Consider the following 24,417-nt stretch of genomic DNA (forward strand, 5'->3'; position numbering starts at 1 on the left):
TCAGACGGCATCAAGCCATCAAATCAAACCCTGCCGCCTCATCATCCGATAAGCCTCATCCACATCATCGGTTTGCAGATAAATACCGACAACCCGCTTCAACTGCTCTTCATCATAATCATACGGCTGCATATCATCCCGAAACTCCACAGGACAATAACTGTCGACAGCCAAACTCAAAGACTGTTCGATATAGGGAACAGGCACACGCACGTCATCCGGCTTGCTACTGTTGGCAATCCAATCGTCCATAAACCGGTTGTAAAACGTTTCGACATCCGTTTTCCCGTCGAAGAAATCTTGCGCCATCTTGGAAAAAACCGTTCTTTTCATTGCAGATAATCCGTATTCAAATAATGCTCGCACTGTTTTCCACTTATCTTCATTGCCGTTACAAACCTATTGTCTTTATCAAAAACGACAGCGTCGCCTGCCCTGCTTTGTCCTGATTGTTGCCAACTGCTGTAACCATGCCGTTCGAACCTGAACCGTCAGGTTTCAGACGGCATTTTTTCTGCCTGTTCCCACAATTGCCGTTTTTGTGCGGCGGTCAGTTTTTTGACGGCGATTTCCTGTTTGAGCGCCATGCCTTTATCCATGCCGCCTGCAACGATACGCATCGCTACCGGTTTGAATACGCGGGTATATTTCGCGCCTTTTCCGGCCGTGTGGGCGGCAAGCCGCTGTTGCGGATTCTTGCTGATGCCGCAATAGAACGCGCTGTTTTCACACAATATCAGGTAAACGCTCCAGTTTGACGCGTTCATCTGCCTGTATCCTGAGTTTTTTCCCCGTTCCAAGGCGAAACTTTCAGCAACAACAGCATACCCGGCAGGGCAAGTACGAAACACAACTGGAAAAACGGTACATAACCGAGCCATTCGATCAGATAACCTGCAAAGGAATTGATGACCGTACGGGGAACAGCGGACAGGCTGGTAAACAGTGCGAGCTGCGTTGCGGTAAATGCGGGATTGGTCTCGCGCGCCATATACGATACAAACGCCGCCGTCCCCAACCCCACGCCGACTGCCTCTGCGCCGATAACTGCCGCCAGCATCAGCCTCTCGCTCGTACCGACTGTGTCGAAATGTCCAAACCCTGCCAGCCATACAAACCCCAAAACGGTTACAGCCTGCACCGCGCCGAATATCCACAAGGCTTTGTTTACGCCAATTTTCAGCATCCACACGCCGCCCAAGATACCTGCCGCTACTGCCGGCCACAGTCCTGCATTTTTTGCAATCAAACCGATGTCTGTCTTACTGAAACCCATATCCAGATAAAACGGCGTTGCCAACGCGGTTGCCATACTGTCGCCGAGTTTGTAAAGGAAGATAAACAGCAGCACGCATACCGCCGAAGCGATGCCTTTACGTGTAAAAAATTCTTTAAACGGCTCTACCACGGTCTGCTTCAACGTTTTAGGAACGGAAGGCGGCAACACGGGTTCACGCGCGAGAAACAGCGTCATCAGAAGGCCGGGCAGCATAAATAATGAAGTGATAACAAATACTTCTGACCACGGCATCCTGTCTGCCAGCACCAAACTCAATGAACCCGGAACCAAAGCAGCAATCCGGTAGGCATTCACATGGACTGAGTTGCCCAAACCCAATTCCTCGTCCGACAAAATCTCGCGCCTGAATGCATCCAATACAATATCCTGACTGGCGGAAAAAAAAGCGACAAGCACCGACAAACCGGCAATCAGCGGCAGATGATTCCGGGGGTTTAAAAAGGCATATGCCGCCAAAGCCGCCAGCAACCCTGCCTGCGTCAACAGCATCCACCCGCGCCGCCGGCCCAAAATGGGAACCCTGACCGCGTCCATCAGTGGGGACCACAAAAATTTCCAAGTAAACGGCAGACCGATCAGCGCCATCAGCCCGATGCTCTTCAAATCCACCTGCTCGCTGCGCAACCATGCCGGAATCAGGTTAATCAGAAAGTACAGCGGCAGCCCCGAGGTAAACCCCGTAAAAATACAGACAAGCATATTGCGAGAAAAGATTTGCCCGATAAAACCTGATTTCGATACAGTCATGGTTCAAACAGCCAAGAAATAAAAGCCTATTGTAGCAAATATCGCCCAACCGCTGAAAAACACCGCCCCTGCTCCGCCGTTTTGCCGTTCAAATGCAAAATGCCGTCTGAAACTTTGTTCAGACGGCATTTCTACTGAAACCTGAGAATTTACAAGCTGTAATACATTTCAAATTCCAGCGGATGAGGTGCCATGCGGATACGGCGGACATCTTCTTCTTTGAAGGCGATGTAACTGTCGATCCAGTCTTTGCTGAACACGCCGCCGCGCAGGAGGAATTCGTGGTCGGCTTTGAGCGCGGCAAGAGCTTCTTCTAAAGAAGCGCAGACAGTCGGCACCAATGCATCTTCTTCCGGCGACAGGTCGTAGAGGTTTTTATCGGCAGGGTCGCCCGGATGGATTTTGTTTTGAATGCCGTCCAAACCCGCCATCAGCAGGGCGGCAAATGCCAAATACGGGTTGGCGGTCGGATCGGGGAAACGCGCTTCGATGCGGCGCGCCTTGCTGCTGTTCACAGACGGAATGCGGATGGAAGCGGAACGGTTTTTGGCGGAGTAGGCCAGTTTGGTCGGCGCTTCGAAGTGCGGCACGAGGCGTTTGTAAGAGTTGGTGGACGGATTGGTAATCGCGTTCAGGGCCTTGGCGTGTTTGATGATGCCGCCGATGTAGTAAAGCGCGGTGTCGCTCAAGCCGGCATAGCCGTCGCCTGCAAACAGGTTTTGACCGTCTTTCCAAATGGATTGGTGAACGTGCATACCGCTGCCGTTGTCGCCCATGATGGGTTTGGGCATGAAGGTGGCTGTTTTGCCGAAGTTGTGGGCGACATTTTGAATCACATATTTCATGTCTTGGGTTTGGTCGGCGCGTTTGACCAAGGTGGCGAAGCGCGTGCCGATTTCCATTTGGCTGCCGGTACCGACTTCGCTGTGGTGGACTTCGACTTCGATGCCGAGTTCTTCCAAAATGTTTACCATCGCGGAGCGCAGGTCTTGTCCCGCGTCAATCGGCGCAACGGGCGCGTAACCGCCTTTGACGGCAGGGCGGTGGCCGGTGTTTTGACCGTCCATATGCAGACCGCTGGCCCATGCGCCGCTTTCGGACGTGATTTCGTAACGGGTTTTGTGCATATCGGTTTCAAATTCTACGCCGTCGAAGACGAAGAATTCGGGTTCGGGGCCGAAGTATGCCGTGTCGCCGATACCGGAAGATTTCAAATAGGCTTCGGCACGGCGTGCGATGGAGCGCGGGTCGCGGTCGTAACCCTGACCGTCGGCAGGGTCGATGACGTCGCAGGTAATAACGACGGTAACATCATCATAAAAAGGATCGACGAAGGCTGTAGACGCATCGGGACGCAGCTGCATATCGGAAGCCTGAATGCCTTTCCAGCCGCCGATGGACGAACCGTCAAACGCTTGACCGTTTTCAAACCACTCTTCGGGGTCTTTCAACACGATGCGCGCAGGCACGGTAAAGTGGTGCTGCTTGCCTTTGGTATCGGTAAAGCGCAAATCGACAAAGCGGGCTTCGCTTTCTTCAATCAATTTTACAGCGTCTTTGATGGACATCTTCAGCTCCTGAGGGAATAGGTTTAAGTTGTTATTCTACCACGGTAAGGCCGTCTGAAATACATCAGGGCACCCGTTTTTACGTAATGAAATATAGTTTCAGACGGCAAGATTGTCAACAATCCTTCTCTTACTGTATTCTTGAAAACCGAAATCTAATCTGTATTACCGTCTTTTGTCCGAGTTTATAGTGGCTTAAAATAGAAAAGCCAATCATTCATCCTGTGCCGATAAAACAGTTATCGCGGCTCATGGTTGCAGACAAAGTTGTACATATACTCCCCAGATGTTTCAGGAAAAACATATTCCCATTTGCTTACATAAGGAGGAGTAGAAGAGTCAACCAACTTTGCTGATTTTGAATACACTGCAAAAGTTAATATCCGATATCTCCTATTACTGCAATCCATTTCTCTTAGTGATTTCATTTGAATAATAAATTTATTATTAAGATATTTTTGGGGTTTCTTATACCTATCCTCAAACCAAGCCCGATTATGGGTGCGGCTATCCACATCGCCATATGTAACACCATCATCATTAAAGCTTAATCCTACCCAATCTGTCGCTGCAGCCTGAGTTGCTAATCCCACCGTTAATAATGCTAAAAGTAACATCTTTTTCATGCCAAACCTCTGTAATTTTTATCAAAAAATAAAGTTGTATTATAAAAAATGGATTTTTCAGGTAGCAAAAAATTATATCATGCCGTTGTAAAGCGCATTCCCCCCCAGCGTTCCCATCTTCCCTCCGTCGTTATAAAATAGCTGTCCTATTTTTGAAATACAACCATGACAACTATCTCCCGTTACACCGTTTTCGGCAATCCCGTCGCCCACAGCAAGTCGCCGCAAATCCATCAGCAGTTTGCCCTTCAGGAAGGCGTCGACATCGAATATGGGCGCATTTGCGCCGACATCGGCGGTTTCGCGCAGGCGGTTTCGATATTTTTTGAAACAGGCGGTTGCGGGGCAAACGTTACCGTACCGTTCAAGCAGGAAGCTTTTGCGCTGGCGGACGAGTATTCCGAACGCGCATCGGCGGCAGGTGCGGTCAATACGCTGATTCTGTTGGAAAACGGCAAGCTGCGTGGCGACAATACCGACGGTATCGGTTTGTCCAACGACATCACGCAGGTCAAAAACATTGCCATCGAGTGCAAAACCATTTTACTTTTGGGCGCAGGCGGCGCGGTGCGCGGCGTGATTCCTGTTTTGAAAGAACACCGCCCTGCCCGTATCGTCATTGCCAACCGTACCCACGCCAAGGCCGAGGAATTGGCGCGGCTTTTCGGCATTGAAGCAGTCCCGATGGCGGATTTGAACGGCGGTTTTGATATCATCATCAACGGCACGTCCGGCGGCTTGAGCGGTCAGCTTCCTGCCGTCAGCCCTGAAATTTTTCGCAACTGCCGCCTTGCCTACGATATGGTTTACGGCGACGCGGCGCAGGCGTTTTTGAACTTTGCCCAAAGCAACGGCGCGGCCGAAGTTTCAGACGGCCTGGGCATGCTGGTCGGTCAGGCTGCCGCTTCCTACTCCCTCTGGCGCGGATTTACGCCCGATATCCGCCCTGTTATCGAATACATGAAAGCCCTGTAACCATGTTCCGCATCATCAAATGGCTGATTGCCCTGCCTATCGGCATCTTCATTTTCTTCAACGCTTATGTGTACGGCAACATCATTACCTACCGTGCCGTCGCGCCGCATCAAACCGCCTTTATGTCGATGCGGATGAAGCAGTTTGAACAAGAAGGACGCAATGTCGCCCTGGATTACCGTTGGGTTCCCTACGACCGCATTTCCACCAACCTGAAAAAAGCCCTGATTGCTTCCGAAGATGCCCATTTTGCCGGACACGGCGGCTTCGATTGGGGCGGAATTCAAAACGCTATCAGACGCAACCGGAACAGCGGCGAAGTGAAGGCGGGCGGATCGACCATCAGCCAGCAGCTTGCCAAAAACCTCTTCCTCAACGAAAGCCGCAGCTATCTGCGCAAAGGGGAAGAGGCGGCCATTACGGCGATGATGGAAGCCGTTACCGACAAAGACAGGATTTTCGAACTGTATCTGAATTCAATCGAGTGGCACTACGGGGTGTTTGGCGCGGAAGCTGCGTCCCGATACTTTTATAAAAAACCGGCCGCAGACCTGACCAAACAGCAGGCGGCGAAACTGACTGCCCGCGTCCCCGCCCCGCTCTACTACGCCGACCATCCGAAAAGCAAACGGCTGCGCAACAAAACCAATATCGTGCTCAAACGCATGGGTTCGGCAGAATTGCCTGAAGACGACACGGACTGAGTGCCGCCGCAATATAAAATGCCGTCTGAAATATCATTCAGACGGCATATGCTTTCTGCCTTTATCCTCTTCTCCAAAATGCAACAGAGCGGTCATTATCGCTTTTGTCCTTCTACATAACGGTCAAACACAAAACGTGTCCGACACGGACAACTTCCCAAAAACGGCAGGCAAAAAAATAACCGCTTATAAGCGGTTTTTTGGTGGCCAGAGGCGGAATCGAACCGCCGACACACGGATTTTCAATCCGTTGCTCTACCAACTGAGCTATCTGGCCTTTGTCTGTCTCGTTAAGAGATGCGTATTAAACCAAATTACGGGACGACATGCAAGCATATCGGGCAATATTCTTTGAAAACAGGTTTAAGTCAATGTTTTAAATTTGAATTAATTTATGTAAAAACAGCATAAATCCGTATTTTTGCCGCCTGCTCGACGATATTAGGCCGCCCGTCTGAAAAATATTTTCAATATTTGAAGTTCTCACCCAGATAAACAGAACGAACCTGTTCGTTTCCGACCAAATCATCAGGTTTTCCCGATGCCAACACCGTGCCGTCTGAAATAATGTAGGCCCGATCGCAGATGCTGAGGGTTTCGCGTACGTTGTGGTCGGTAATCAATACGCCGATACCGCGCGACTTGAGAAATCCGATGATTTTCTGGATGTCGATGACAGCGATAGGATCGACGCCGGCAAAAGGCTCGTCCAGCAAAATAAAATGCGGTTTCATGGCGAGTACGCGGGCGATTTCGACGCGTCGACGCTCGCCCCCCGACAAAGATGGGGCAGGATTATTGCGCAAACGCTCGATATTCAGGTCGGCAAGCAGTTTTTCAACTTCGCCGTCGATGAGGCTTTTGTCTTTGGTACTGATTTCTAAAATGGCGCGGATGTTTTGTTCGACGGTCATTTTGCGGAAAATCGAGGCTTCCTGCGGCAGGTAGCCGACACCCAGGCGGGCGCGTTCGTGTATGGGCAGGTGGCGCAATTCCTGCCCGTCCAGCATCACGCTGCCCGCATCGGTGGCAATGAGTCCGACAATCATGTAGAAACTGGTGGTTTTACCCGCGCCGTTGGGCCCGAGCAGGCCGACGACTTCACCGCTCTCGATTTCGAGGGAGAAGCTTTTAACGACTTGGCGTTTTTTGAAACTTTTTTGCAGGTTTTGAACAACAAGGCGGCTGACGTTTGCGCTCATAAATATCTCTTCAATATCTTCGGTCGGCATATGCCGTCCGAACCGGGTTTATGTTTCAGACGGCATTTTGGGATTATTCGGATTTTTGCGTACTCGAAGGCTGGATGATGACGCTGACCCTGCCGGATTTGGAAGCGGATTTTGCGCCGGATTTTGTGCTGCCGCTGATGGTATAGACTTCGGTTTTGGTGTTGTAGGTAATCACCGCGCCTTCGGCGACATCGCCGCCGCGCTGTACTTTGGCATTACCGGTTAAGACTACGGTGCTGCCTGCAGACGAATAAGCAACGTTGTTTGCCTGACCACGCACCGTCCCTTTGCCCCCGTCCAACGTTTGGCTGAAACGTACGGGCGAGCCGTCGGCCTTCATAAACTGTTCGCCTTTGCCATTACGCGTTACGTTGACGCGGGCGGCGGAAATATTGAGCGTCCCCTGTCTGATGACGACGTTTCCGCTGAATGTGGTGCTTTGGTTGGCTTGATCGAGCGAACCTTGATCGGCCTCAATCTGAATAGGCTGCCTGCTGTCGCTTTGAAGGGCAAAAGCGGGGGATGCCGAAAAAAATGCTATTAAAACAAAAATTTTACATATTTTTTGTATCATAAATCGTAGCTTTCACTTTAGATGAGAAGTTCAACAGGCCTGTTTTGTGGTCGTAAGTCATGCCGCCCGCCTGACCGTGCGACGCGCCGTATTGAAAGCTGACGGGCGTGTCGGTTTGGGCATATTGCGATTCGGTATCAACATGAAGCTTGTCGGTTTTTACCGTACCCGCCTGCCGCCTGCCGTCGCCGGTTTTGTTCAGGACGACATGGTTTTTAAAGAGAACTTGTTTGGTTTCGGTATGGTAGATGGCTTCGTCGCTGCCGACTTCGTACAACAGCCTGCCTTCTTGGAAGAAGGAAAGGTGCGGCGACTCGAAATGTATATCGCTGCTTTCCGGAAACTGTTTCGCGCCCTTCGAGCTCAAATGTTCTTTCAAGTATCCCTGTTCGTTAAACCGCCTGCCGTCCAAGCCGTCCATTGTGTATTGAGGTTCGTCGGGATTGAGCCTGACTTCTTCAATCTCGACTTCGCTGATACGACCCAACCATGCAGACAGACCGCCCAAGGCGACCGCCAATATCAATGGGAACGCAATTCCGTACCGCCATCTTACTTTCATTTGATGTACTCGTTCAAAGCCGCGCCCAGCGTACCTTTCGCGCGCATAATCAGGTCGCACACTTCGCGCACCGCGCCCGCACCGCCGGGGCGTTTAGCAATATAGGCGGCGTGTTGCAGCGTAAACCAATGCGCGTCGGGGACGGCAACCGGCAATCCGCAGCGCACCATCACCGGCAAATCGACCACGTCGTCGCCGACAAAGGCACACTCGGCTTCTTCCACGCCTGCCTGAACGCGCAGCTCTTCATACGCGGCGCGTTTGTCCGAAATGCCTTTGAAGTAGTAATTTATGCCCAACTGTTTGACGCGGATGCCGACGGAGGGCGCGTCCCGACCTGTGATAATCGCAGTCTGCACGCCGCTTGCCTGAAGCATTTTCAGACCGTGTCCGTCCAGTGTGTGAAACGATTTGATTTCTTCGCCGTTATCGCGGATAAAGATGCGCCCATCGGTCAAAACACCGTCCACATCCAGGATCAGCAGTTTGATTTTGGCGGCGCGCGCCTGTAATTCGGGAGAAATTGCCTGCATGGGATTTCCTTATTTTCAGACGGCATATCTTACCACAAATGCCGTCTGAAACGGCTGCAACGCCTTATACAATCCGTGCCGCCAGCAGGTCGTGCATATTCAGCGCACCTGTCAGCACGCCGTCTGCATCGGTAACCAGAAGCCCGTTCACATGGTTTGCCTGCATGACTTTCAGGGCTTCGGTGGCGAGGCGTTCGGCGGAGATAGTTTTAGGGTGTGTATGCATGACTTCGTCTATCGAAAGACCGGTAAAGTTGTCGCATTCTTGAAACAGGCGGCGCAAATCGCCGTCGGTGAATACGCCTTTCAGACGGCATTGCCCGTCCGTTACCGCCAACATGCCCAAACCTTTCTCGCTCATGCTGACGATGGCTTCTTTCAAGGGCGTGCCGAGTCGGACGGCAGGCAGGCCGCCGCCTTTGTGCATAATGTCGGCAACGCGTAAAAGCAGGCGTTTGCCGAGACTGCCGGCAGGATGGCTCAAGGCGAAATCATCGGGCGTGAACGCGCGTGCGCGCAGCAGGACGACCGCCAACGCGTCTCCCAAAGCCATGACGGCGGTGGTGCTGGTGGTCGGGGCAAGTCCCAGCGGGCAGGCTTCTTTGGAAACCGACGCCGTGATGTGGATGTCGGCATGGCGCGCCATGGTTGAATCGGGGCGGGCAGTGATGCAGACGAGGGTAATGTCTTTGCGTTTGAGTGCGGGGATGATGGCGGCGATTTCGTCGCTTTCGCCGGAATTGGAAATCGCGACGACAACGTCGTTGTCCACAATCATGCCCAAATCGCCGTGTGCCGCTTCCGCAGGGTGGACGAAAAACGCAGGCGTGCCGGTCGAGGCCATGGTTGCCGCCATTTTGCGCCCGATATGTCCCGACTTGCCCATGCCCGTGATAACAACCCTGCCTTTGCAGTGCAATAACGCGTCTGCCGCAAGGACGAAGTTTTCGTCCAATTCCGCTGCAATTTCGCGCAAGCCTTCCGCTTCGGTGTGCAACACTTCGCGCGCCCAATCGAGATATTTTTCGTTTCCTGCCATCGCCATCCGCCTTTGCTGTAATAAAACTACCCAAAATTTCCGAATCGGGGTAGCATAAACCTTTGAAACATACACATCTGTCCAAAGGAATCAGAAATGACTATTTTATCGGACGTTAAAGCATTAGGACAACAAATCTGGCTGGACAACCTTTCCCGCTCGCTCGTGCAAAGCGGCGAATTGGCGCAAATGCTGAAACAAGGCGTGTGCGGCGTCACTTCCAATCCCGCCATCTTCCAAAAAGCCTTCGCCGGCGACGCGCTTTACGCCGATGAAATCGCCGTCCTCAAGCAGCAAAACCTCAGCCCCAAACAACGCTACGAAACCATGGCGGTTGCCGACGTACGGGCAGCCTGCGACGTTTGCCTTGCCGAACACGAATCCACCGGCGGCAAAACCGGTTTCGTCAGCCTCGAAGTCTCTCCCGAGCTTGCCAAAGACGCGCAAGGCACGGTAAAGGAAGCCTGCCGCCTCCATGCCGCCATCGCGCGTAAAAACGCCATGATTAAAATTCCTGCCACCGACGCAGGCATCGATGCGCTCGAAACCCTCGTTTCAGACGGCATCAGCGTGAACCTGACCCTGCTGTTCTCACGCGCCCAAACCCTCAAAGCCTACGCCGCCTACGCGCGCGGCATTGCCAAACGCTTGGCAGCCGGACAAAGCGTTGCCCATATCCACGTCGTCGCCAGCTTCTTCATCTCCCGTGTGGACGGCGCGCTGGACACAACACTGCCCGACCACCTCAAAGGCAAAATCGCCATCGCCCTTGCCAAAGCCGCCTACCAAGACTGGGCGCAATACTTCGGCAGCTCGGAATTTGCCGCGCTGGAAACCAAAGGCGCAAACCGCGTGCAGCTTTTATGGGCATCTACCGGCGTGAAAAACCCGGCCTATCCCGAAACGCTCTACGTTGACAGCCTGATCGGCGCGCACACCGTCAACACCGTTCCCGATGCCACGCTCAAAGCCTTTATCGACCACGGCACAGCCAAAGCCTCGCTGACCGAAGGTGCGGATGAAGCACGGGCGCGGCTCGCCGAAACCGCCGCGCTCGGCATAGATGTCGAAACCTTGGCGGCGCGTTTGCAGGAAGACGGTTTGAAACAATTTGAAGAAGCGTTTGAAAAACTGCTCGCACCGTTGGTTTAAACTTTTCATCCCCGATGCCGTCTGAAAGGCTTTCAGACGGCATCGCCCTTTTGACCGGACACAGTGCGGCATATCAAGGATTCTCCCTAAAAATATTAATCAACAAGAAGTTAATGCACGACATTATCAGCCGACACAAAAGGAAATAGAATCATGGCAAAAGCACTCGAAATCATTTCACCCAATGAAATTTATTCAGATCTGATTTTTAAGGATCCGGTATCTCCCCATACAATATATACAGAATTGATGAAACTGGTTGGTAGAAATGCAAGTAATGAGAGAATTGCAGATAGAACCTTCGATTTTTTCTCTCCCGGTCTTATGGATGATTCAGCTACCGAAGAGCAATATAATGCCCTATATGATTTAACCTTGCTTGAAGAGCCCGGGATGGAACTGAATAAAGATGAGATAATGGTTTTGATTAATAGTCTTAAATAAAGGGGCTGTACCGGATATGTACACAGGACGTTTCGCCCCCAGCCCGACCGGGCTGCTCCACATCGGCTCGCTGCTGACCGCCGTCGCTTCCTATGCCGATGCACGCTCAAACGGCGGCAAATGGCTAGTCCGCATGGAAGACCTCGATCCGCCGCGCGAAATGCCGGGGGCGGCAAGCCATATCCTGCACACGCTTGAGGCATTCGGATTCGAGTGGGACGGAGAAGTCGCCTATCAGAGCCGCCGTTACGCCCTGTATGAAGAAACACTATGCCGTCTGAAAAGCGCCGGACTGGTCTATCCCTGCCATTGCAGCCGCAAAGACTGGCAGGCCGGGGCAAAGCGTGGCGCAGACGGGTTCGTCTATAACGGACGTTGCCGCCACCTCGACCAACGCCCTGCACTGCAAGGCAAACAGCCGGCGTGGCGCATCCGCGTCCCCGACCGCGTTATCAGTTTTTCAGACGGCATTGTCGGCGGTTACGCCCAAAACCTCGCCGGCGACATCGGCGATTTCGTCCTACTTCGTGCAGACGGTTACTGGGCATACCAACTCGCCGTCGTTGCCGACGATGCCGAACAGTGCGTTACCCACATCGTCCGCGGACAAGACCTGCTCGTTTCCACGCCGCGCCAAATCTATTTGCAGCAGTGTTTGGGCGTTCCGACACCGCGATATGCCCACCTGCCGCTCCTGACCAACACACAAGGGCAGAAATGGTCGAAACAGACGCTCGCCCCCGCATTGGATTTAAACCGCCGCGAACAACTCCTCCGCCAAGTGTTCCGTTACCTCAACCTGCCCGAAGCACCGGAAACCGACCGCCCTGCCGAACTGCTCGACTGGGCGGTGGCACACTGGGATATGGACAAAGTGCCGAAACACGCCATTACCGCTCCCTAAACACCGCCCGACAAACGCACAAATGCCGTCTGAAACCTTCAGACGGCATTTCACACATACAGCCCCGCCCTATTCGCGCGTATTTGCCCGCTCAACCTCTTTCCATGCTTCAAGAATCAGGCTGCCGTCGTTGTCTTTCAAGAGCGTTGCGTCAGAAAGCATACGCCGCCAAGTGCGGGCGTTTTTCAGACCGTGCATCAGCCCGAGGCTGTGGCGGACGATGTGGCGCAAGATTGTGCCGCGTCCGGCTTGGATTTGGGCTTGGCTGTATATGTAGAGGCGCTGCACCAAATCGGCGTATTCGATCGGGCTGCGGGTATCGCCGTAAAACAGCCTGTCCCATTCGTGCATGACCATCGGGTTGTGGTATGCCTCGCGCCCTACCATCACGCCGTCAACGTGTTGCAGGTGTCCGGCGATGGCTTCGTTGGTGGTGATGCCGCCGTTGATGATGATTTCCAGCTCGGGAAACTCTTGCTTGAGACGGTAAACGTAATCGTATTTCAAGGGCGGAACATCGCGGTTTTCTTTGGGGGAAAGACCGTCCAGCCAAGCATTGCGGGCGTGGACGATAAAGGTTTTGCAGGCGGTTTTGTCGCGCAGCGTGCCGACGAAATCGGAAACGGTTTGGTATTCGGTCTGCCTGTCCACGCCGATGCGGTGTTTGACGGTAACGGGGATGCCGACCGCGTCCTGCATGGCGTTAAGGCAGTCGGCAACCAGCATGACTTCGTTCATCAGGCACGCGCCGAACGAACCTTTCTGCACGCGCGGACTGGGACAGCCGCAGTTGAGGTTGACCTCGTTGTAGCCGTATTCTTCGGCGGCTTTGGCCGCTTTCGCCAAATCGGACGGATCGCTGCCGCCCAGTTGCAGGGCGACGGGCTGCTCGCCTTCGTTGAACGTCAAAAAGCGGTCTTTGTCGCCATAAACAATCGCGCCGGAATTGACCATTTCGCTGTAAAGCCATGTGTTGCGGGTAATCTGGCGGGCGAGGTAGCGGTAGTGCCGGTCCGTCCAGTCGAGCATCGGTGCAACGGACAGGCGGCGGGGAGGAAGGGTGTGTGTATTGTCGTTCATTATCGGTATGATGAAATAGGTTTGAGGATACGGCCGACCGGGAATCCAGTCAGAACAGCCTGCCGGAATCCAGCAGGATGGTTACCGGCCCGTCATTGCAGAGCGATACCTGCATATGCGTCTGAAAACGTCCCGTTTCGACATGAATCCCGTGCCCGCGCAACAGTTCTGCCGTATGCAGATAAAGCCGTTTTGCCTGTTCTGCAGGTGCGGCTTTCGAAAATGACGGCCGCCGGCCGCTTGTCGCATCGGCATAAAGCGTAAACTGCGACACCAGCAGCACGGAGCCCCCGACATCTTTCAAAGACAGGTTCAACTTGCCCTCACCGTCTTCAAACACGCGTAAATGGGCAATTTTGTCGGCAATATATTGCGCATCTTTCTCGGTATCATCATGTGTTACACCGAGCAACACGACAAACCCGCCGTCAATTTTGCCGCAGGTTTCCGTGCTGGCTTCGGACACGACATCCACCTTTGCACCTACCGTTTTCTGTATGACCGCACGCATCGGCCGTCCTCCTTGTCTAAAAGCGGATAATGCCGTCTGAAAAGGATTCAGACGGCATCGATATCGAAAATGCCATTACGGTTTGATACCGTTTTCTTCCAAAAGGGCATCGATTTTCAAGCGGACTTTTTCTTGTTTCAAACCCTGCTCCAATTGGTTTTTGACCAATTCGAAAGGCTGCGCTTCCGGGTCTTTCTCAACCGCGCCGAGTTTGAACAGGTAATAGCGTTCGCCCAATTTGACCGGATCTCGGGTTACGTCGCCGCGATTCATGTCGGCCAATAGGGAAGACAGCGGCTCAGGAAGCTGCTGCGCCATAATGAAATCATCGAACGCCTGCTCGTTGTTCGGATAACGCTTCATCAGCCCTTCAAAAGACAACCCTTTGAGCAGGAGCTGCTGCGCCTGACGCGCCTCATTCTCTGTGGCAAAACCGACCTGCTGCAATTTAATCATGCGGGTCTGCCGCTCATAAAACTGATGCAGTTCGCTTTCGGAAACCGTTTCCGAACGTTCCAAAAAGCGGACGTATTCTTGGGCGTAAAAAGACGCTTCGGCAATTTTAAAGCGGTTTTGAACGCCTTTATCCTTATCCAATCCGGCCTGCAACGCCCCGTTTTTCAAAACTTCCAAAGTTTGCAGTTGACGGACGGCATCGTTTCGGATTGCCTGTCCGTCCGGTTTTTGGGATTGTTCCGTATGCCGGTCCGGCTGCCGCATGACTTGTGCCACTACCTCGTCCACCAAAGCCGGATCGACTTCGGGTGCTTTGGCTGCCGCTATACCCGCCAACACGACTGCAAGAACGGCGGCAACAGTTTTTTTCTGTTTCATAATACTCCCGGTTTCATACGGCAGCAGGACGCTCGCCTGCCGTCTTTGCCGCCGTACCCTGTTGTCAAATTTATTTGACAGGTTTGATATCCGCCTTGTTCAACAATGCACCGACGGCACGGTCAATCCGTTCTGCCTGAAGATCGCCGGCAATCTGTTCTTTCAATTCATCAAAAGAAGGCACTTTCACATCGCGGCGGTCGTTGACATAATAAACGCCGTAGAAGTCGCCGTTTTTCAGCGGAACTGCCGTAAACTCACCTTTCTTCAAGTCTTTCACTGCCTGATAAAGCGGAAGGGCATCTTGTTCCAAATTCTTCAGAGGCACATATTCGTCCGGCGCGCCGGTCTGCTTGGCACGGTCATTGAGCGAGTATTGTTTCAAGACGGCATCGAAACCCTTTTTCGCCTTCAGGTCGGCAACCACTTTTTTCGCATTGTCTTCCTTGTCGGTCAAGACTTCGCCCAGCTGTACTTCCTGCGTACCTTTATAAAAACCGCTGATATTGTCATATGCGGCTTTTGCATCCTGCTCTGAAACCGGTTGGGTTTTGGCGATATGCAGCGCGTATGCCCTACCGTTCAATTCATATTCCACTGCCGACCAGACGGTTTTAAAAGACGGTTTTTTATCATCACCCGACTTCTTCGCCTCGGCACGCAATTTGGCCAGCGTGTCTTTAAACTCTGCCGACTGGTCAAGTTTCAAACGTTTGACTTCCTGCGCAACCACGGTATTGACCACTTCGTTTTCCAGCAGTGCTTGGCGCAACCGGGGAGAATCTTCGGCACGGCTGTTTTCCGCACGGAACGCGGCAACCTGGGCATCAATGACGCTGCTGTCGATTTTTTGACCATTGACGGTTGCCAGTGTTTGGGCAAACAGGCTGCCTGAACAGGCAAGCATCGCAACGGAAGTAAGGATTTTTGCTTTCATAGTCTTCTCTCTTTAATTGAAATATTCGGACGGACAAAGTCAGTCCGGAACATGAAAATACTCGTCAGGAGTAGCCGCCCTGATGCCGAGCGCGTGAATCATGCCGTCTGCAAACAAATCTTTAAGCAGGGATTTCACCGTTTTCTGACGGTTCAGGCGGCTTACGCCTTCAAAATGCCGGCTGACGACTAGTACGGCATAATGCCCGCCGCCCGTATTTCCGGCATGCCCCCTGTGAAGGTGGCTTTCATCGCCGATTTCCAAGATGTCGGGAGCAAGCGCCTGCAGGCGTTCGCGTATCAGCTCGACCGTCTGCATCACTTGAACACGGCTTTAAACGGCTTAATCAGCACTTCGCTATACACGCCGGCATGAACATAGGGATCATCTTCCGCCCAAGCCTGCGCCGCATCCAAAGACTCGAACTGCGCCACAATCAGACTGCCCGAAACGCGGTTCGGATCCTCCGGCAAAGGATTCGGGCCTGCGGTCAGCAGCCGTCCTTCCGATTTCAGCGTTTCCAGCCGTTTGAGGTGTTCGGGACGTGCCGCCATACGCGCTTCATGCACATCCTCCCCGTCTGTTGCCAGCAACATAAAATATTCCACAGTCAATCCTCCTTTTTCAGATAGGTACTCAGATAAATACCCTGAATAATAAAGAAAACAAGCATCAGCGCAGTCGAACCGAACATCTTATAGTTAACCCATTGCGCTTCAAACCTAGTAAACACAAACCAGTTGGCAATACCCATAAAAATCAGAAAACCGACCCACATATACGTCAATTTTCCCCATACGGCATCCGGAAGTGAGATTTCCCTGCCGATACTCGCCTTTAAACCGTTTTTGCCCGCAAGGTGGCTGCCCAGCAGGAATAACGCCCCGCACCAGAACAATACTGTCGGCTTCCACATAATGAAGCGGCTGTCGCCAAAAATAATGGTTGCGCCGCCGAATACGACAATCAGCAGCAGACTAACCCACTGCATCGTATCCAGCCTTTTATGCTTCCAATACAGGAAAACTGCCTGAACCACGCCTGCAACCAAGGCAACCGCCGTAGCAGCAATCATATTTTTGGTAACGGTATAAGTAGCAAAAAACAAGATGACGGATAAAAGGTCGCTGACAAATTTCATATCCAAATGATAAAGCAAATCAAATAACCGCTAATCATACAGGCAGAACCCTGCTTTTGCACCTGCAAAACCAACAAATTTTGTTTTGACCTGTGCAAATCTGTACAGATGTTTTTGAAAAAAGATGGAGATATGTCATAATTTGTAAAAATGGTGCATTACCGTCATCCAGATGCAGCTTCGGTCAGTACATTCACATACCGAATATCCTGCCGCCCGACTGTGTTTCAATGCCAAATTATGAGGCTGTACGCGTCCAGACCGTATTCAGTCGCCAACCTATTAGGGGATACATCTTGAAAAAAAACATACAAATCAAACTGATTGCCGCCTCCATTGCCATGGCGGCATCCTTCCAGGCATATGCAGGACTGGGTGGGCTTGATGTCCGTTCCAATCTTGACGAACCCTTTTCCGGCAATATTGCCGTAACCGGAGAAGAAGCCAAAGCCCTGCTCAACGGCGGCAGCGTTACCGTTTCCGAAAAAGGCATGACCGCCAAAGTCCGTAAACTCGGCAATAAAGCCGTCATTACCGTTTCCTCCTCGCAAGCCGTCCGCGATCCTGTTTTGGTATTCCGCGTTAACGCAGGTGCCCAAGTGCGCGAATACACCGCCATCCTCGACCCTGTCGGCTATTCATCCGCCACAACCAAACCCACGCCCTCTTCGGACAACCACTCTGCAAACCATAAAACCGCACCGGGAACAGAAACCAAAGAAAGCCAAACTGACAAAGCCTACCGCGAAACCAATAAAAAAGATGAGGCAAATACAGCCGGCAAAACCAACGTACAACACGCAAAACCGGTACGCAACAGCAAAACCCATACCGTCCGCAAAGGTGAAACAGTCAAAGGGATAGCTGCCGCCATCCGTCCGAAACACCTTACAATCGAACAAGTTATCGATGCGCTGCTTAAAGCGAACCCGGATATTTCCCGACACGGCAAACTGCGTGCAGGCAGCATGCTTCAGATTCCGAATTTGAACAAAATTAAAGCGGCAGCCCCCAAAAAAGTTAGAAAAGAATACAGCAAGCCGCAAACGGAAAAATCCAAAACCGACACCATGCCGTCTGAAATATCTCAACCGGCTCCGACAGAAAAACCTCTTGAAAAACAAGCAACGGTACCTACCGAAGAAAAAACAGACAAACCGGTTGTCCAACCCGCCGCCAAACCTGCCGCCACGGAAGCGCCTGCTTCGGCAGCGGTTGAACGCAACCCCGTACCTGCCGAAAACACCGCAATACCGGAAGCAGCGTCTGCCATCACTGCCGAACCCGCATCCGGGGAAACTGCCGCTTCTACTATCAATGCATTGGCTGACGAAACCAATCATGCCGTATCTGAGCCTATTGCCGAACCTGCCAGCGAAGTTGCTGCCGAACCTGTCGAACAGGCATCTGCCGAAGGGGAAACCGCCGACGGACTGTTGAGCGAACTGTTCGACGGCTCGTACACCATGCTGCTTGCCGGCGGCGGTGCGGCTCTGATTATCCTGCTGTTGCTTTTGCGCCTTGCACAATCCAAACGCGCACGCCGTACGGAAGAACCTGTTTTCGAAAAAGAAGCAGGGTTTGGCCTCGACGACGCGGCTGACGACGGCATAGAAATTACCTTTACCGAAACCGAAAGCACACCCACCCAAGAAACCGGCGGAAATATCCCTCTCGCATTAAGTGAAGAATCCGAAGAAGAATTATCGAAAACGCAAACATTCAATTTAGAGAGTGATACACCTTCCAACCACATCGACTTAAATTTCGATAATTTGGAAACCGCCCAAAACGGCATCTTGTCCAGTGCGCTCACTCAGGATGAAGAAACCCAAAAACGTGAACATGCCGATTGGAACGATATAGAATCCACTGACAGCGTGTACGAGCCCGAACCCGTCAATCCGTATAACCCTGTCGAGATCATAATCGATACACCTCAACCACAACCTGCCGAACAGGAAAGCGTACAGGCGGAAATCGACACTGATTTCTACAACAACCTGTTCCCAAGCAACACCCTTGTCTCGGAAAAAACAGAAGCTGAAGAACCTGCATCAGACATACATGCTCTATCCGGACTGTCAGGCTTCCTGAAGGCATCTTCATCAGAAACCGTCTTGGAAGAACCTGTCGCTGAAGCCCCGACACAGGAAGAATTAAATAACTTCCTGAAAACAGGTGAAACCAAGGAGGCAATCGGTGAAAACGTTGAAAAGGCAGCTAACTTCAATACTGCCGCAGACGACTTATCCGCCCTGCTGCAACCTTTTGCAACACCTGCCGTCGAAGATGCTGCACCAGAAAATATTTCTGAAGTATTTAAGTCCAACACAACTGCAGAAAATGATTTGCACGATTTTCTAAAAGACAGTGAAACAGAAACGGTAGACTGGAACATTTCACTCCCTGAAGAAAATATCCAAAACGGTGCATACAAAACAGCAATTACCTCGGAATCCGTAGGTTCCGACGCACCACTCGAAGCGAAATACGATCTTGCCAAAATGTATCTTGAAATTGACGATCGTGATGCCGCTGCCGAAACAGTGAAAGAATTGCTGGAAGAAGCAGAGGGCGACATACTCAAACGTGCTCAAGCATTGGCGCAAGAATTGGGCATTATGTAATCACCCCAAACCACCCTTTCACAAACAAAAGATGCCGCTTTAAACGGCATCTTTTTTATGTTTGATACCCTAGAACCGAGACCTGCAAATAAAAATGCCGTCTGAAACCCTATCAGATTTCAGACGGCATTTCTCAACCTGTATCAGATATCCGTATAAACAACCGAATCATCCCCGCTTTGTTTCTGGATAAATTCGATTTTGTAACCGTCCGGGTCTTCAACAAAGGCAATGACTGTAGTGCCATGCATCATCGGACCTGCTTCACGAATGACTTTTCCGCCTTTTTCTTTAACACGTTCGCAAGACTCGTAGGCGTTGTCGACTTCAACGGCAATATGTCCGTAGGCATTACCCAAATCATATTGCTCCGTATCCCAATTGTGGGTTAGCTCCAAAACAGTGCTGTCGGCTTCATCGCCATAACCGACAAAGGCAAGGGTAAACCTGCCTTCGGGATAGTCTTTGCGGCGCAACAATTTCATACCTAAGACGTTTTGGTAAAAATCAAGGGATTTTTCAAGATTGCCCACACGTAGCATGGTATGGAGTAAACGCATTCTTTATGTTCCTTTTATGTTTTATACTTCAATTTTGTTTGGTGTAAACGTCTGCCATTTGCTGCAGGCAGGACAATGCCAAAAAAAGACTTGGGATTTGAAATGGCAGTTTCGGCACCGGTACATCACGCTGCGTTGGAGCTGCCTGCCCACCACAGAACGCATCATGTCCGCATCGGCTTTCCAAGTCGGATCCATATCGCTGATTCTCAAACCGAGCAGGCGGTAAACACCGTTCAAGTCCGGTTTGCGCCGAACAAGCTCGATAGCAGTTTGTGCAGCCTCTTTCTCCCCCCTGAGCAATAAGGATTTCTCGTACACGACGTTAATCAAATCAAGTTCCGGGAAGGTCTGCATATACCCTATCAGGCGATTTAATCCTTCTTCAGGCTTTCCTTGCGCCGCATAAGCGTCATAAAGTTTCTCTCCAACCATGCTCAAATAGGCATGATTTTGCTGTTCGACAGCGGCATACGCTTCAACCGATGCAGGAAAATTGCCCTGCCTGTATTCAATGTCGCCTAAAATCATATTGGCACGGGTACATCTTTTGTTGGCCTCAAGGGCTTTACCGACATTAAAACGTGCAACATCAAAATTGGACTTAAACAATGAAGCCTGTGCAAGTTCGCAATAAAACTGCGCGATTTCAAACTGATATGTCTGTTCGTCGTGACTGAGGAGTTGGGCGGTTTCAATCGCTTTTTCCCAATCCCTGTCCTGCTGGTAGATATTGAGCAGGTGCTGTCTGGCTTCACGCGCCATTTCACCGTCTTGCAGACTGAGAAAAATCTGTTCGGCACGGTCAACCAACCCAGCACTTTGATAGTTTTGAGCCAATTCAAACAACACGCGCGCACGCTTGGCTCCGGTTGTATCGGGAGAGTCAAGCAATGTTTGGTGCATATTGATGGCTTTGTCGTTTTCGCCACGCTGACGGTAAAGCTTACCTAGGGTGAGGTTCAGGTCGTATGACTGAGGCTGCTGATCGATGACCTCTGCCAATTCCCTGGCGGCACGTCCGCTGTTGCGGTCAACCAGTGCATCCAGACTTTTATAAAATCCCGACGGTATGCTTTTTGCCTGCTTTAATACGGTCTTCATATCCACGCGGGCGGCAAACCAGCCCATCGCGAAGAAAACGGGCAAAAGGATAATCGGCAGCAGGATAATCCACAATTCATTGTCCATATCGGCTTTCTCAAGGCTGTTTGGCAGATTCGGGCGCATTTTGCGCCGGTGGTGCGGTCAGCTCTTTCTCCGTCAGACGCGCATTTTTCTTTACTTCGGCACGCAACCTTCCGTTCTCGCCACGTAACGACAACAACCGTCCGAACAATGCAAACATTCCAAAAACAATACCGACTACAAATGCGCCAAACAATATGACAATCAGCGGCAAATTGACACTCTGCCCCGGAAGATAGGAAAAGGTAACCGCATCTGTATTAATAACGGCAAGCAGCAAAAAGAGCAGCAGGATAATGATTTTGATGACTGTATAAATAAGTTTCATGATTGCTCCACAAATAAAAATGCCGCCGCAGACAGCTTTACATTCTGACTAAGGGTTGTGCTAGTTTAAACGATTTAAACGGTTTCGGATAGGACACGCAAGCGTGTTTCGAACGGCATCCGCCTGCCACCCCTGCCTTATAAACATCAAAAATTACCGACAATTTTTCAAACCGCTCTTATCTTTCCATTTGAAAAGAAAAGGATTGAATATCCAGACAACAGAAAAACCCACGGCACACTTGTCAAAACCCCGTTTGCAGGCGTATCTTTACAGTCTTCAAATTTAAACCGTTCATATCAGAATAAGAAAGGCTTTTCATCATGAGCAGACCCGTACCCGCCGTATTCGGCAGCGTTTTTCACGCCCAAATGCCCGTCCTTGCATACCGCGAAGGCAAATGGCAGGCTGCCGAATGGCAATCCTCGCAAGACCTCACCCTCGCACCCGGCGCGCACGCCCTGCACTACGGCAGCGAATGTTTCGAGGGACTGAAAGCCTTCCGTCAGGCAGACGGTAAAATCGTACTGTTCCGTCCGACTGCCAATATCGCGCGCATGCAGCAAAGTGCGGACATTTTGCACCTACCGCGCCCCGAAACCCAAGCTTATCTAGATGCGCTGGTTGAATTGGTTAAACGCGCCGCCGATGAAATTCCCGATGCACCTGCCGCCCTGTACCTGCGCCCGACCTTAATCGGTACCGATCCCGTTATCGGCAAAGCCGGTTCTCCTTCCGAAACCGCCCTGCTGTATATTTTAGCTTCCCCCGTCGGCGACTATTTCAAAGTCGGCTCCCCCGTAAATATTCTGGTGGAAACCGAACACATCCGCTGCGCCCCGCACATGGGACGCGTCAAATGCGGCGGCAACTACGCTTCCGCCATGCACTGGGTGCTGAAGGCGAAAGCCGAATATGGCGCAAATCAAGTCCTGTTCTGCCCGAACGGCGACGTACAAGAAACCGGTGCATCTAACTTTATCTTGATTAACGGCGATGAAATCATTACCAAACCGCTGACCGACGAATTCCTCCACGGTGTTACCCGCGATTCCGTACTGACTGTTGCCAAAGATTTGGGCTATACCGTCAGCGAACGCAATTTCACAGTTGACGAACTGAAAGCTGCAGTGGAAAACGGTGCGGAAGCAATTCTGACCGGTACGGCCGCAGTCATTTCCCCGGTAACTTCTTTCGTGATTGACGGCAAAGAAATCGAAGTGAAGAACCAAGAACGCGGCTATGCCATCCGTAAGGCGATTACCGACATCCAGTACGGTTTGGCAGAAGACAAACACGGCTGGCTGGTTCGCGTGTGCTGATATTTCGAATAAGGAAATGCCGTCTGAAACAACTTCAGACGGCATTTTTGTATCCGGATTATTTTTTGTTCAAGGCATCGCGAATCTCTCGCAACAGCAATATTTCCTCGCTTGGTCCCGCAGGTTCGGACTTTTCCGATTCGGAGGCATTTTTCATCGAATTGATCACCTTAACCACAGCAAAAATCGCAGCGGCAATAATCAAAAAACTGATAACCGAATTGACAAACAGACCGATATTGAGGGTAACCGCGCCGGCTGCCTGGGCGGCGGCAAGCGTCGAATAACCGGCTTCCGGAACGCTTGCGCCGTCTTTCAACGTGATGAACAGGTTGGAGAAATCAACGCCGCCGATCAGCAGACCGATAGGAGGCATGATGACATCATCCACCAATGATTTGACAATACCGCTGAACGCCGTACCGACCACCATACCGACAGCAAGGTCGATAACGTTTCCGCGCATAATAAACTGTTTGAATTCTGAAGCGATAGACATCTTTAACTCCTAATATGTTTGCAAATAAATCTTAAATAAAACAATATGATATTTATTAATTTTGAGGTATATAGATACTTCTGGATCAAAAAACCGAGGCCGTTTGAAACAGAGAATCCGTTTCAGACGGCATCCCTATATGATCAGTTTAATCTTCAACACTCAAGGCATTGATGCTGTAACCGCCGTCAACATAAGTAATTTCGCCGGTAATGCCGGACGACAGGTCAGACAGCAGGAAGGCGGCTGTGTTGCCGACTTCTTCAGTGGTAACGTTGCGGCCCAATGGGTTGTGGGAAGCGACGTGGCCCAAGAGTTTGCTGAGATCGGCGATGCCGGAAGCGGCCAGGGTTTTGATCGGGCCTGCGGAGATGCCGTTGCAGCGGATGCCTTCTTTGCCCAGGCAGGCGGCGGTGAAGCGGATGCCGGCTTCAAGGCTGGCTTTGGCCATGCCCATAACGTTGTAGTTAGGAATGGCACGAACGGCGCCCAAGTAGCTCAGTGCAACGATTGCGGCGTTGCGGCCCTGCATCATCGGACGTGCGGCTTTGGCCAGCGCAGGCAGGCTGTATGCGGAGATTTCGTGAGCGGTGTTGAACGCTTCGCGGCTGATGCTGTCGAGGAAGTCGCCGCTCAAGGCTTCCTTGGGGGCGAAGCCGATGGAGTGGACGAGGCCGTCCAAGCCGTCCCAGTGTTTGCCCAAATCAACGAAAACTTGGTTGATTTCGTCATCGCTGGCAACGTCGCAGCGGAACACGAGTTCGGAGCCGAGTTCGGCCGCCATTTTACGGACGCGCTCTTCCAGTTTGTCGACAACATAAGTAAATGCCAATTCCGCGCCTTGTTCGCGGCAGGCTTTGGCGATGCCGTAAGCGATGGAACGCTCGGAGATCATGCCGGTAATCAGAATTTTTTTGTCTTGCAGAAAACCCATTTTTTGTCCTTTAAAGATAGTGTTTGGTTCATCTTAAACTGCAGATTATAGCAAATTGCCCGTTTGTCTGTATGCATACCCCTGTTTGCACGA

At 51.5% G+C, this 24,417-nt stretch carries 29 protein-coding genes and 1 tRNA gene; 7 read left to right on the forward strand and 23 right to left on the reverse strand.

What is annotated here, in order from left to right:
* Window positions 1-18 precede the first annotated feature (18 nt).
* The 5 genes from BBW69_RS05800 to BBW69_RS05820 form a co-directional block, all read right to left on the reverse strand.
* The gene (locus BBW69_RS05800; RefSeq protein ID WP_188210717.1) at window positions 19-333 is read right to left on the reverse strand and encodes a colicin immunity domain-containing protein; all 315 of its coding nucleotides are present in this window, start codon (window positions 331-333) and stop codon (window positions 19-21) included.
* A 158-nt stretch (window positions 334-491) separates the two neighbouring features.
* A complete protein-coding gene (locus tag BBW69_RS05805; protein WP_188210718.1) occupies window positions 492-767 on the reverse strand; it encodes a GIY-YIG nuclease family protein in 276 nt (91 codons plus the stop codon).
* Entirely contained in the window at window positions 764-2,047 is a 1,284-nt protein-coding gene (locus BBW69_RS05810) for an MFS transporter (RefSeq protein ID WP_188210719.1), read from the reverse strand. The genes BBW69_RS05805 and BBW69_RS05810 overlap by 4 nt, the downstream gene beginning before the upstream one ends.
* Window positions 2,048-2,196: 149 nt before the next feature.
* Window positions 2,197-3,615 carry a type I glutamate--ammonia ligase gene (gene glnA, locus BBW69_RS05815; protein ID WP_188210720.1) on the reverse strand — a complete coding sequence of 473 codons (1,419 nt, stop codon included), beginning with the start codon at window positions 3,613-3,615 and terminating at the stop codon, window positions 2,197-2,199.
* 239 nt (window positions 3,616-3,854) lie between these two features.
* Window positions 3,855-4,241, reverse strand: a complete 387-nt coding sequence (locus BBW69_RS05820; protein ID WP_188210721.1) for a surface-adhesin E family protein — start codon at window positions 4,239-4,241, stop codon at window positions 3,855-3,857.
* Between the two features lie 165 nt (window positions 4,242-4,406).
* Between BBW69_RS05820 and aroE the strand changes: the two genes are divergently transcribed.
* Entirely contained in the window at window positions 4,407-5,216 is an 810-nt protein-coding gene (gene aroE, locus BBW69_RS05825) for a shikimate dehydrogenase (protein ID WP_188210722.1), read from the forward strand.
* Between the two features lie 2 nt (window positions 5,217-5,218).
* The gene (gene mtgA, locus BBW69_RS05830; protein WP_107996255.1) at window positions 5,219-5,920 is read left to right on the forward strand and encodes a monofunctional biosynthetic peptidoglycan transglycosylase; all 702 of its coding nucleotides are present in this window, start codon (window positions 5,219-5,221) and stop codon (window positions 5,918-5,920) included.
* Between the two features lie 201 nt (window positions 5,921-6,121).
* Here mtgA and BBW69_RS05835 read toward each other — a convergent pair.
* The 6 genes from BBW69_RS05835 to BBW69_RS05860 all read right to left on the reverse strand — a co-directional run bounded on the left by BBW69_RS05835 (window position 6,122) and on the right by BBW69_RS05860 (window position 9,860).
* A tRNA-Phe gene (locus BBW69_RS05835) sits at window positions 6,122-6,197 on the reverse strand.
* A gap of 190 nt (window positions 6,198-6,387) precedes the next feature.
* Window positions 6,388-7,122, reverse strand: a complete 735-nt coding sequence (gene lptB, locus BBW69_RS05840; RefSeq protein WP_188210765.1) for an LPS export ABC transporter ATP-binding protein — start codon at window positions 7,120-7,122, stop codon at window positions 6,388-6,390.
* Window positions 7,123-7,195: 73 nt separating this feature from the next.
* Window positions 7,196-7,726: a lipopolysaccharide transport periplasmic protein LptA gene (gene lptA / locus BBW69_RS05845; RefSeq protein ID WP_003676538.1), complete on the reverse strand. Its 531-nt coding sequence runs from the start codon at window positions 7,724-7,726 to the stop codon at window positions 7,196-7,198.
* Complete coding sequence (lptC, locus tag BBW69_RS05850) at window positions 7,707-8,288, reverse strand: LPS export ABC transporter periplasmic protein LptC (RefSeq protein ID WP_188210723.1); 582 nt, start codon at window positions 8,286-8,288, stop codon at window positions 7,707-7,709. The genes lptA and lptC overlap by 20 nt, the downstream gene beginning before the upstream one ends.
* Window positions 8,285-8,821, reverse strand: a complete 537-nt coding sequence (locus BBW69_RS05855) for an HAD family hydrolase (RefSeq protein WP_003676541.1) — start codon at window positions 8,819-8,821, stop codon at window positions 8,285-8,287. The genes lptC and BBW69_RS05855 overlap by 4 nt, the downstream gene beginning before the upstream one ends.
* 64 nt (window positions 8,822-8,885) lie before the next feature.
* On the reverse strand, window positions 8,886-9,860 hold the full coding sequence (locus tag BBW69_RS05860; RefSeq protein WP_188210724.1) for a KpsF/GutQ family sugar-phosphate isomerase: 975 nt from the start codon (window positions 9,858-9,860) through the stop codon (window positions 8,886-8,888).
* Window positions 9,861-9,956: 96 nt separating this feature from the next.
* On the opposite strand from BBW69_RS05860, the gene tal reads away from it, so the two are divergent.
* From tal to gluQRS, 3 genes are all read left to right on the forward strand, one after another.
* Window positions 9,957-11,012, forward strand: a complete 1,056-nt coding sequence (gene tal, locus BBW69_RS05865; protein ID WP_188210725.1) for a transaldolase — start codon at window positions 9,957-9,959, stop codon at window positions 11,010-11,012.
* Window positions 11,013-11,165: 153 nt separating this feature from the next.
* Window positions 11,166-11,456 (forward strand): hypothetical protein, encoded by a 291-nt coding sequence (locus tag BBW69_RS05870; RefSeq protein ID WP_188210726.1) that lies wholly within the window; start codon window positions 11,166-11,168, stop codon window positions 11,454-11,456.
* A gap of 16 nt (window positions 11,457-11,472) precedes the next feature.
* Window positions 11,473-12,360 carry a tRNA glutamyl-Q(34) synthetase GluQRS gene (gene gluQRS / locus BBW69_RS05875; RefSeq protein WP_188210727.1) on the forward strand — a complete coding sequence of 296 codons (888 nt, stop codon included), beginning with the start codon at window positions 11,473-11,475 and terminating at the stop codon, window positions 12,358-12,360.
* 69 nt (window positions 12,361-12,429) lie between these two features.
* Here the strand turns inward: gluQRS and dusA are convergent, their stop codons facing one another.
* From dusA to BBW69_RS05910, 7 genes are all read right to left on the reverse strand, one after another.
* Window positions 12,430-13,440, reverse strand: coding sequence for a tRNA dihydrouridine(20/20a) synthase DusA (gene dusA / locus BBW69_RS05880; RefSeq protein WP_188210728.1), 1,011 nt, complete (start codon window positions 13,438-13,440; stop codon window positions 12,430-12,432).
* 49 nt (window positions 13,441-13,489) lie between these two features.
* On the reverse strand, window positions 13,490-13,951 hold the full coding sequence (gene dtd, locus BBW69_RS05885; RefSeq protein ID WP_188210729.1) for a D-aminoacyl-tRNA deacylase: 462 nt from the start codon (window positions 13,949-13,951) through the stop codon (window positions 13,490-13,492).
* A 75-nt stretch (window positions 13,952-14,026) separates the two neighbouring features.
* Window positions 14,027-14,785 carry a peptidyl-prolyl cis-trans isomerase gene (locus tag BBW69_RS05890; protein WP_188210730.1) on the reverse strand — a complete coding sequence of 253 codons (759 nt, stop codon included), beginning with the start codon at window positions 14,783-14,785 and terminating at the stop codon, window positions 14,027-14,029.
* 70 nt (window positions 14,786-14,855) lie between these two features.
* Window positions 14,856-15,722, reverse strand: coding sequence for a peptidyl-prolyl cis-trans isomerase (locus BBW69_RS05895; protein WP_188210731.1), 867 nt, complete (start codon window positions 15,720-15,722; stop codon window positions 14,856-14,858).
* A gap of 39 nt (window positions 15,723-15,761) precedes the next feature.
* Entirely contained in the window at window positions 15,762-16,040 is a 279-nt protein-coding gene (locus BBW69_RS05900; protein WP_003676560.1) for a BolA family transcriptional regulator, read from the reverse strand.
* Complete coding sequence (locus tag BBW69_RS05905) at window positions 16,040-16,330, reverse strand: YciI family protein (RefSeq protein WP_181778420.1); 291 nt, start codon at window positions 16,328-16,330, stop codon at window positions 16,040-16,042. Before BBW69_RS05905 ends, BBW69_RS05900 begins: the two co-directional genes overlap by 1 nt.
* 2 nt (window positions 16,331-16,332) lie before the next feature.
* A complete protein-coding gene (locus BBW69_RS05910; RefSeq protein WP_188210732.1) occupies window positions 16,333-16,863 on the reverse strand; it encodes a septation protein A in 531 nt (176 codons plus the stop codon).
* Between the two features lie 296 nt (window positions 16,864-17,159).
* Between BBW69_RS05910 and BBW69_RS05915 the strand changes: the two genes are divergently transcribed.
* Window positions 17,160-19,493, forward strand: a complete 2,334-nt coding sequence (locus BBW69_RS05915) for a FimV/HubP family polar landmark protein (RefSeq protein WP_188210733.1) — start codon at window positions 17,160-17,162, stop codon at window positions 19,491-19,493.
* Window positions 19,494-19,636: 143 nt separating this feature from the next.
* Here BBW69_RS05915 and gloA read toward each other — a convergent pair whose 3' ends face one another.
* The 3 genes from gloA to BBW69_RS05930 are packed head-to-tail and all read right to left on the reverse strand — an operon-like array spanning window position 19,637 to window position 21,569.
* A complete protein-coding gene (gene gloA, locus BBW69_RS05920) occupies window positions 19,637-20,053 on the reverse strand; it encodes a lactoylglutathione lyase (RefSeq protein WP_107859473.1) in 417 nt (138 codons plus the stop codon).
* A 21-nt stretch (window positions 20,054-20,074) separates the two neighbouring features.
* Window positions 20,075-21,244: a lipopolysaccharide assembly protein LapB gene (gene lapB, locus BBW69_RS05925; protein ID WP_107996515.1), complete on the reverse strand. Its 1,170-nt coding sequence runs from the start codon at window positions 21,242-21,244 to the stop codon at window positions 20,075-20,077.
* Window positions 21,245-21,254: 10 nt separating this feature from the next.
* Window positions 21,255-21,569 carry a lipopolysaccharide assembly LapA domain-containing protein gene (locus tag BBW69_RS05930; protein ID WP_107859474.1) on the reverse strand — a complete coding sequence of 105 codons (315 nt, stop codon included), beginning with the start codon at window positions 21,567-21,569 and terminating at the stop codon, window positions 21,255-21,257.
* A gap of 323 nt (window positions 21,570-21,892) precedes the next feature.
* On the opposite strand from BBW69_RS05930, the gene ilvE reads away from it, so the two are divergent.
* Window positions 21,893-22,891 (forward strand): branched-chain-amino-acid transaminase, encoded by a 999-nt coding sequence (ilvE, locus tag BBW69_RS05935; protein WP_188210734.1) that lies wholly within the window; start codon window positions 21,893-21,895, stop codon window positions 22,889-22,891.
* 58 nt (window positions 22,892-22,949) lie between these two features.
* On the opposite strand, the gene mscL is transcribed toward ilvE, so the two are convergent.
* Together mscL and fabI are read right to left on the reverse strand one after the other, a co-directional pair.
* On the reverse strand, window positions 22,950-23,390 hold the full coding sequence (gene mscL / locus BBW69_RS05940) for a large conductance mechanosensitive channel protein MscL (protein WP_188210735.1): 441 nt from the start codon (window positions 23,388-23,390) through the stop codon (window positions 22,950-22,952).
* Between the two features lie 148 nt (window positions 23,391-23,538).
* Window positions 23,539-24,324: an enoyl-ACP reductase FabI gene (fabI, locus tag BBW69_RS05945; RefSeq protein ID WP_188210736.1), complete on the reverse strand. Its 786-nt coding sequence runs from the start codon at window positions 24,322-24,324 to the stop codon at window positions 23,539-23,541.
* Window positions 24,325-24,417: the final 93 nt, after the last annotated feature.

The organism is Neisseria sp. RH3002v2f, from assembly GCF_014596375.1.
Lineage (GTDB): Bacteria > Pseudomonadota > Gammaproteobacteria > Burkholderiales > Neisseriaceae > Neisseria > Neisseria cinerea.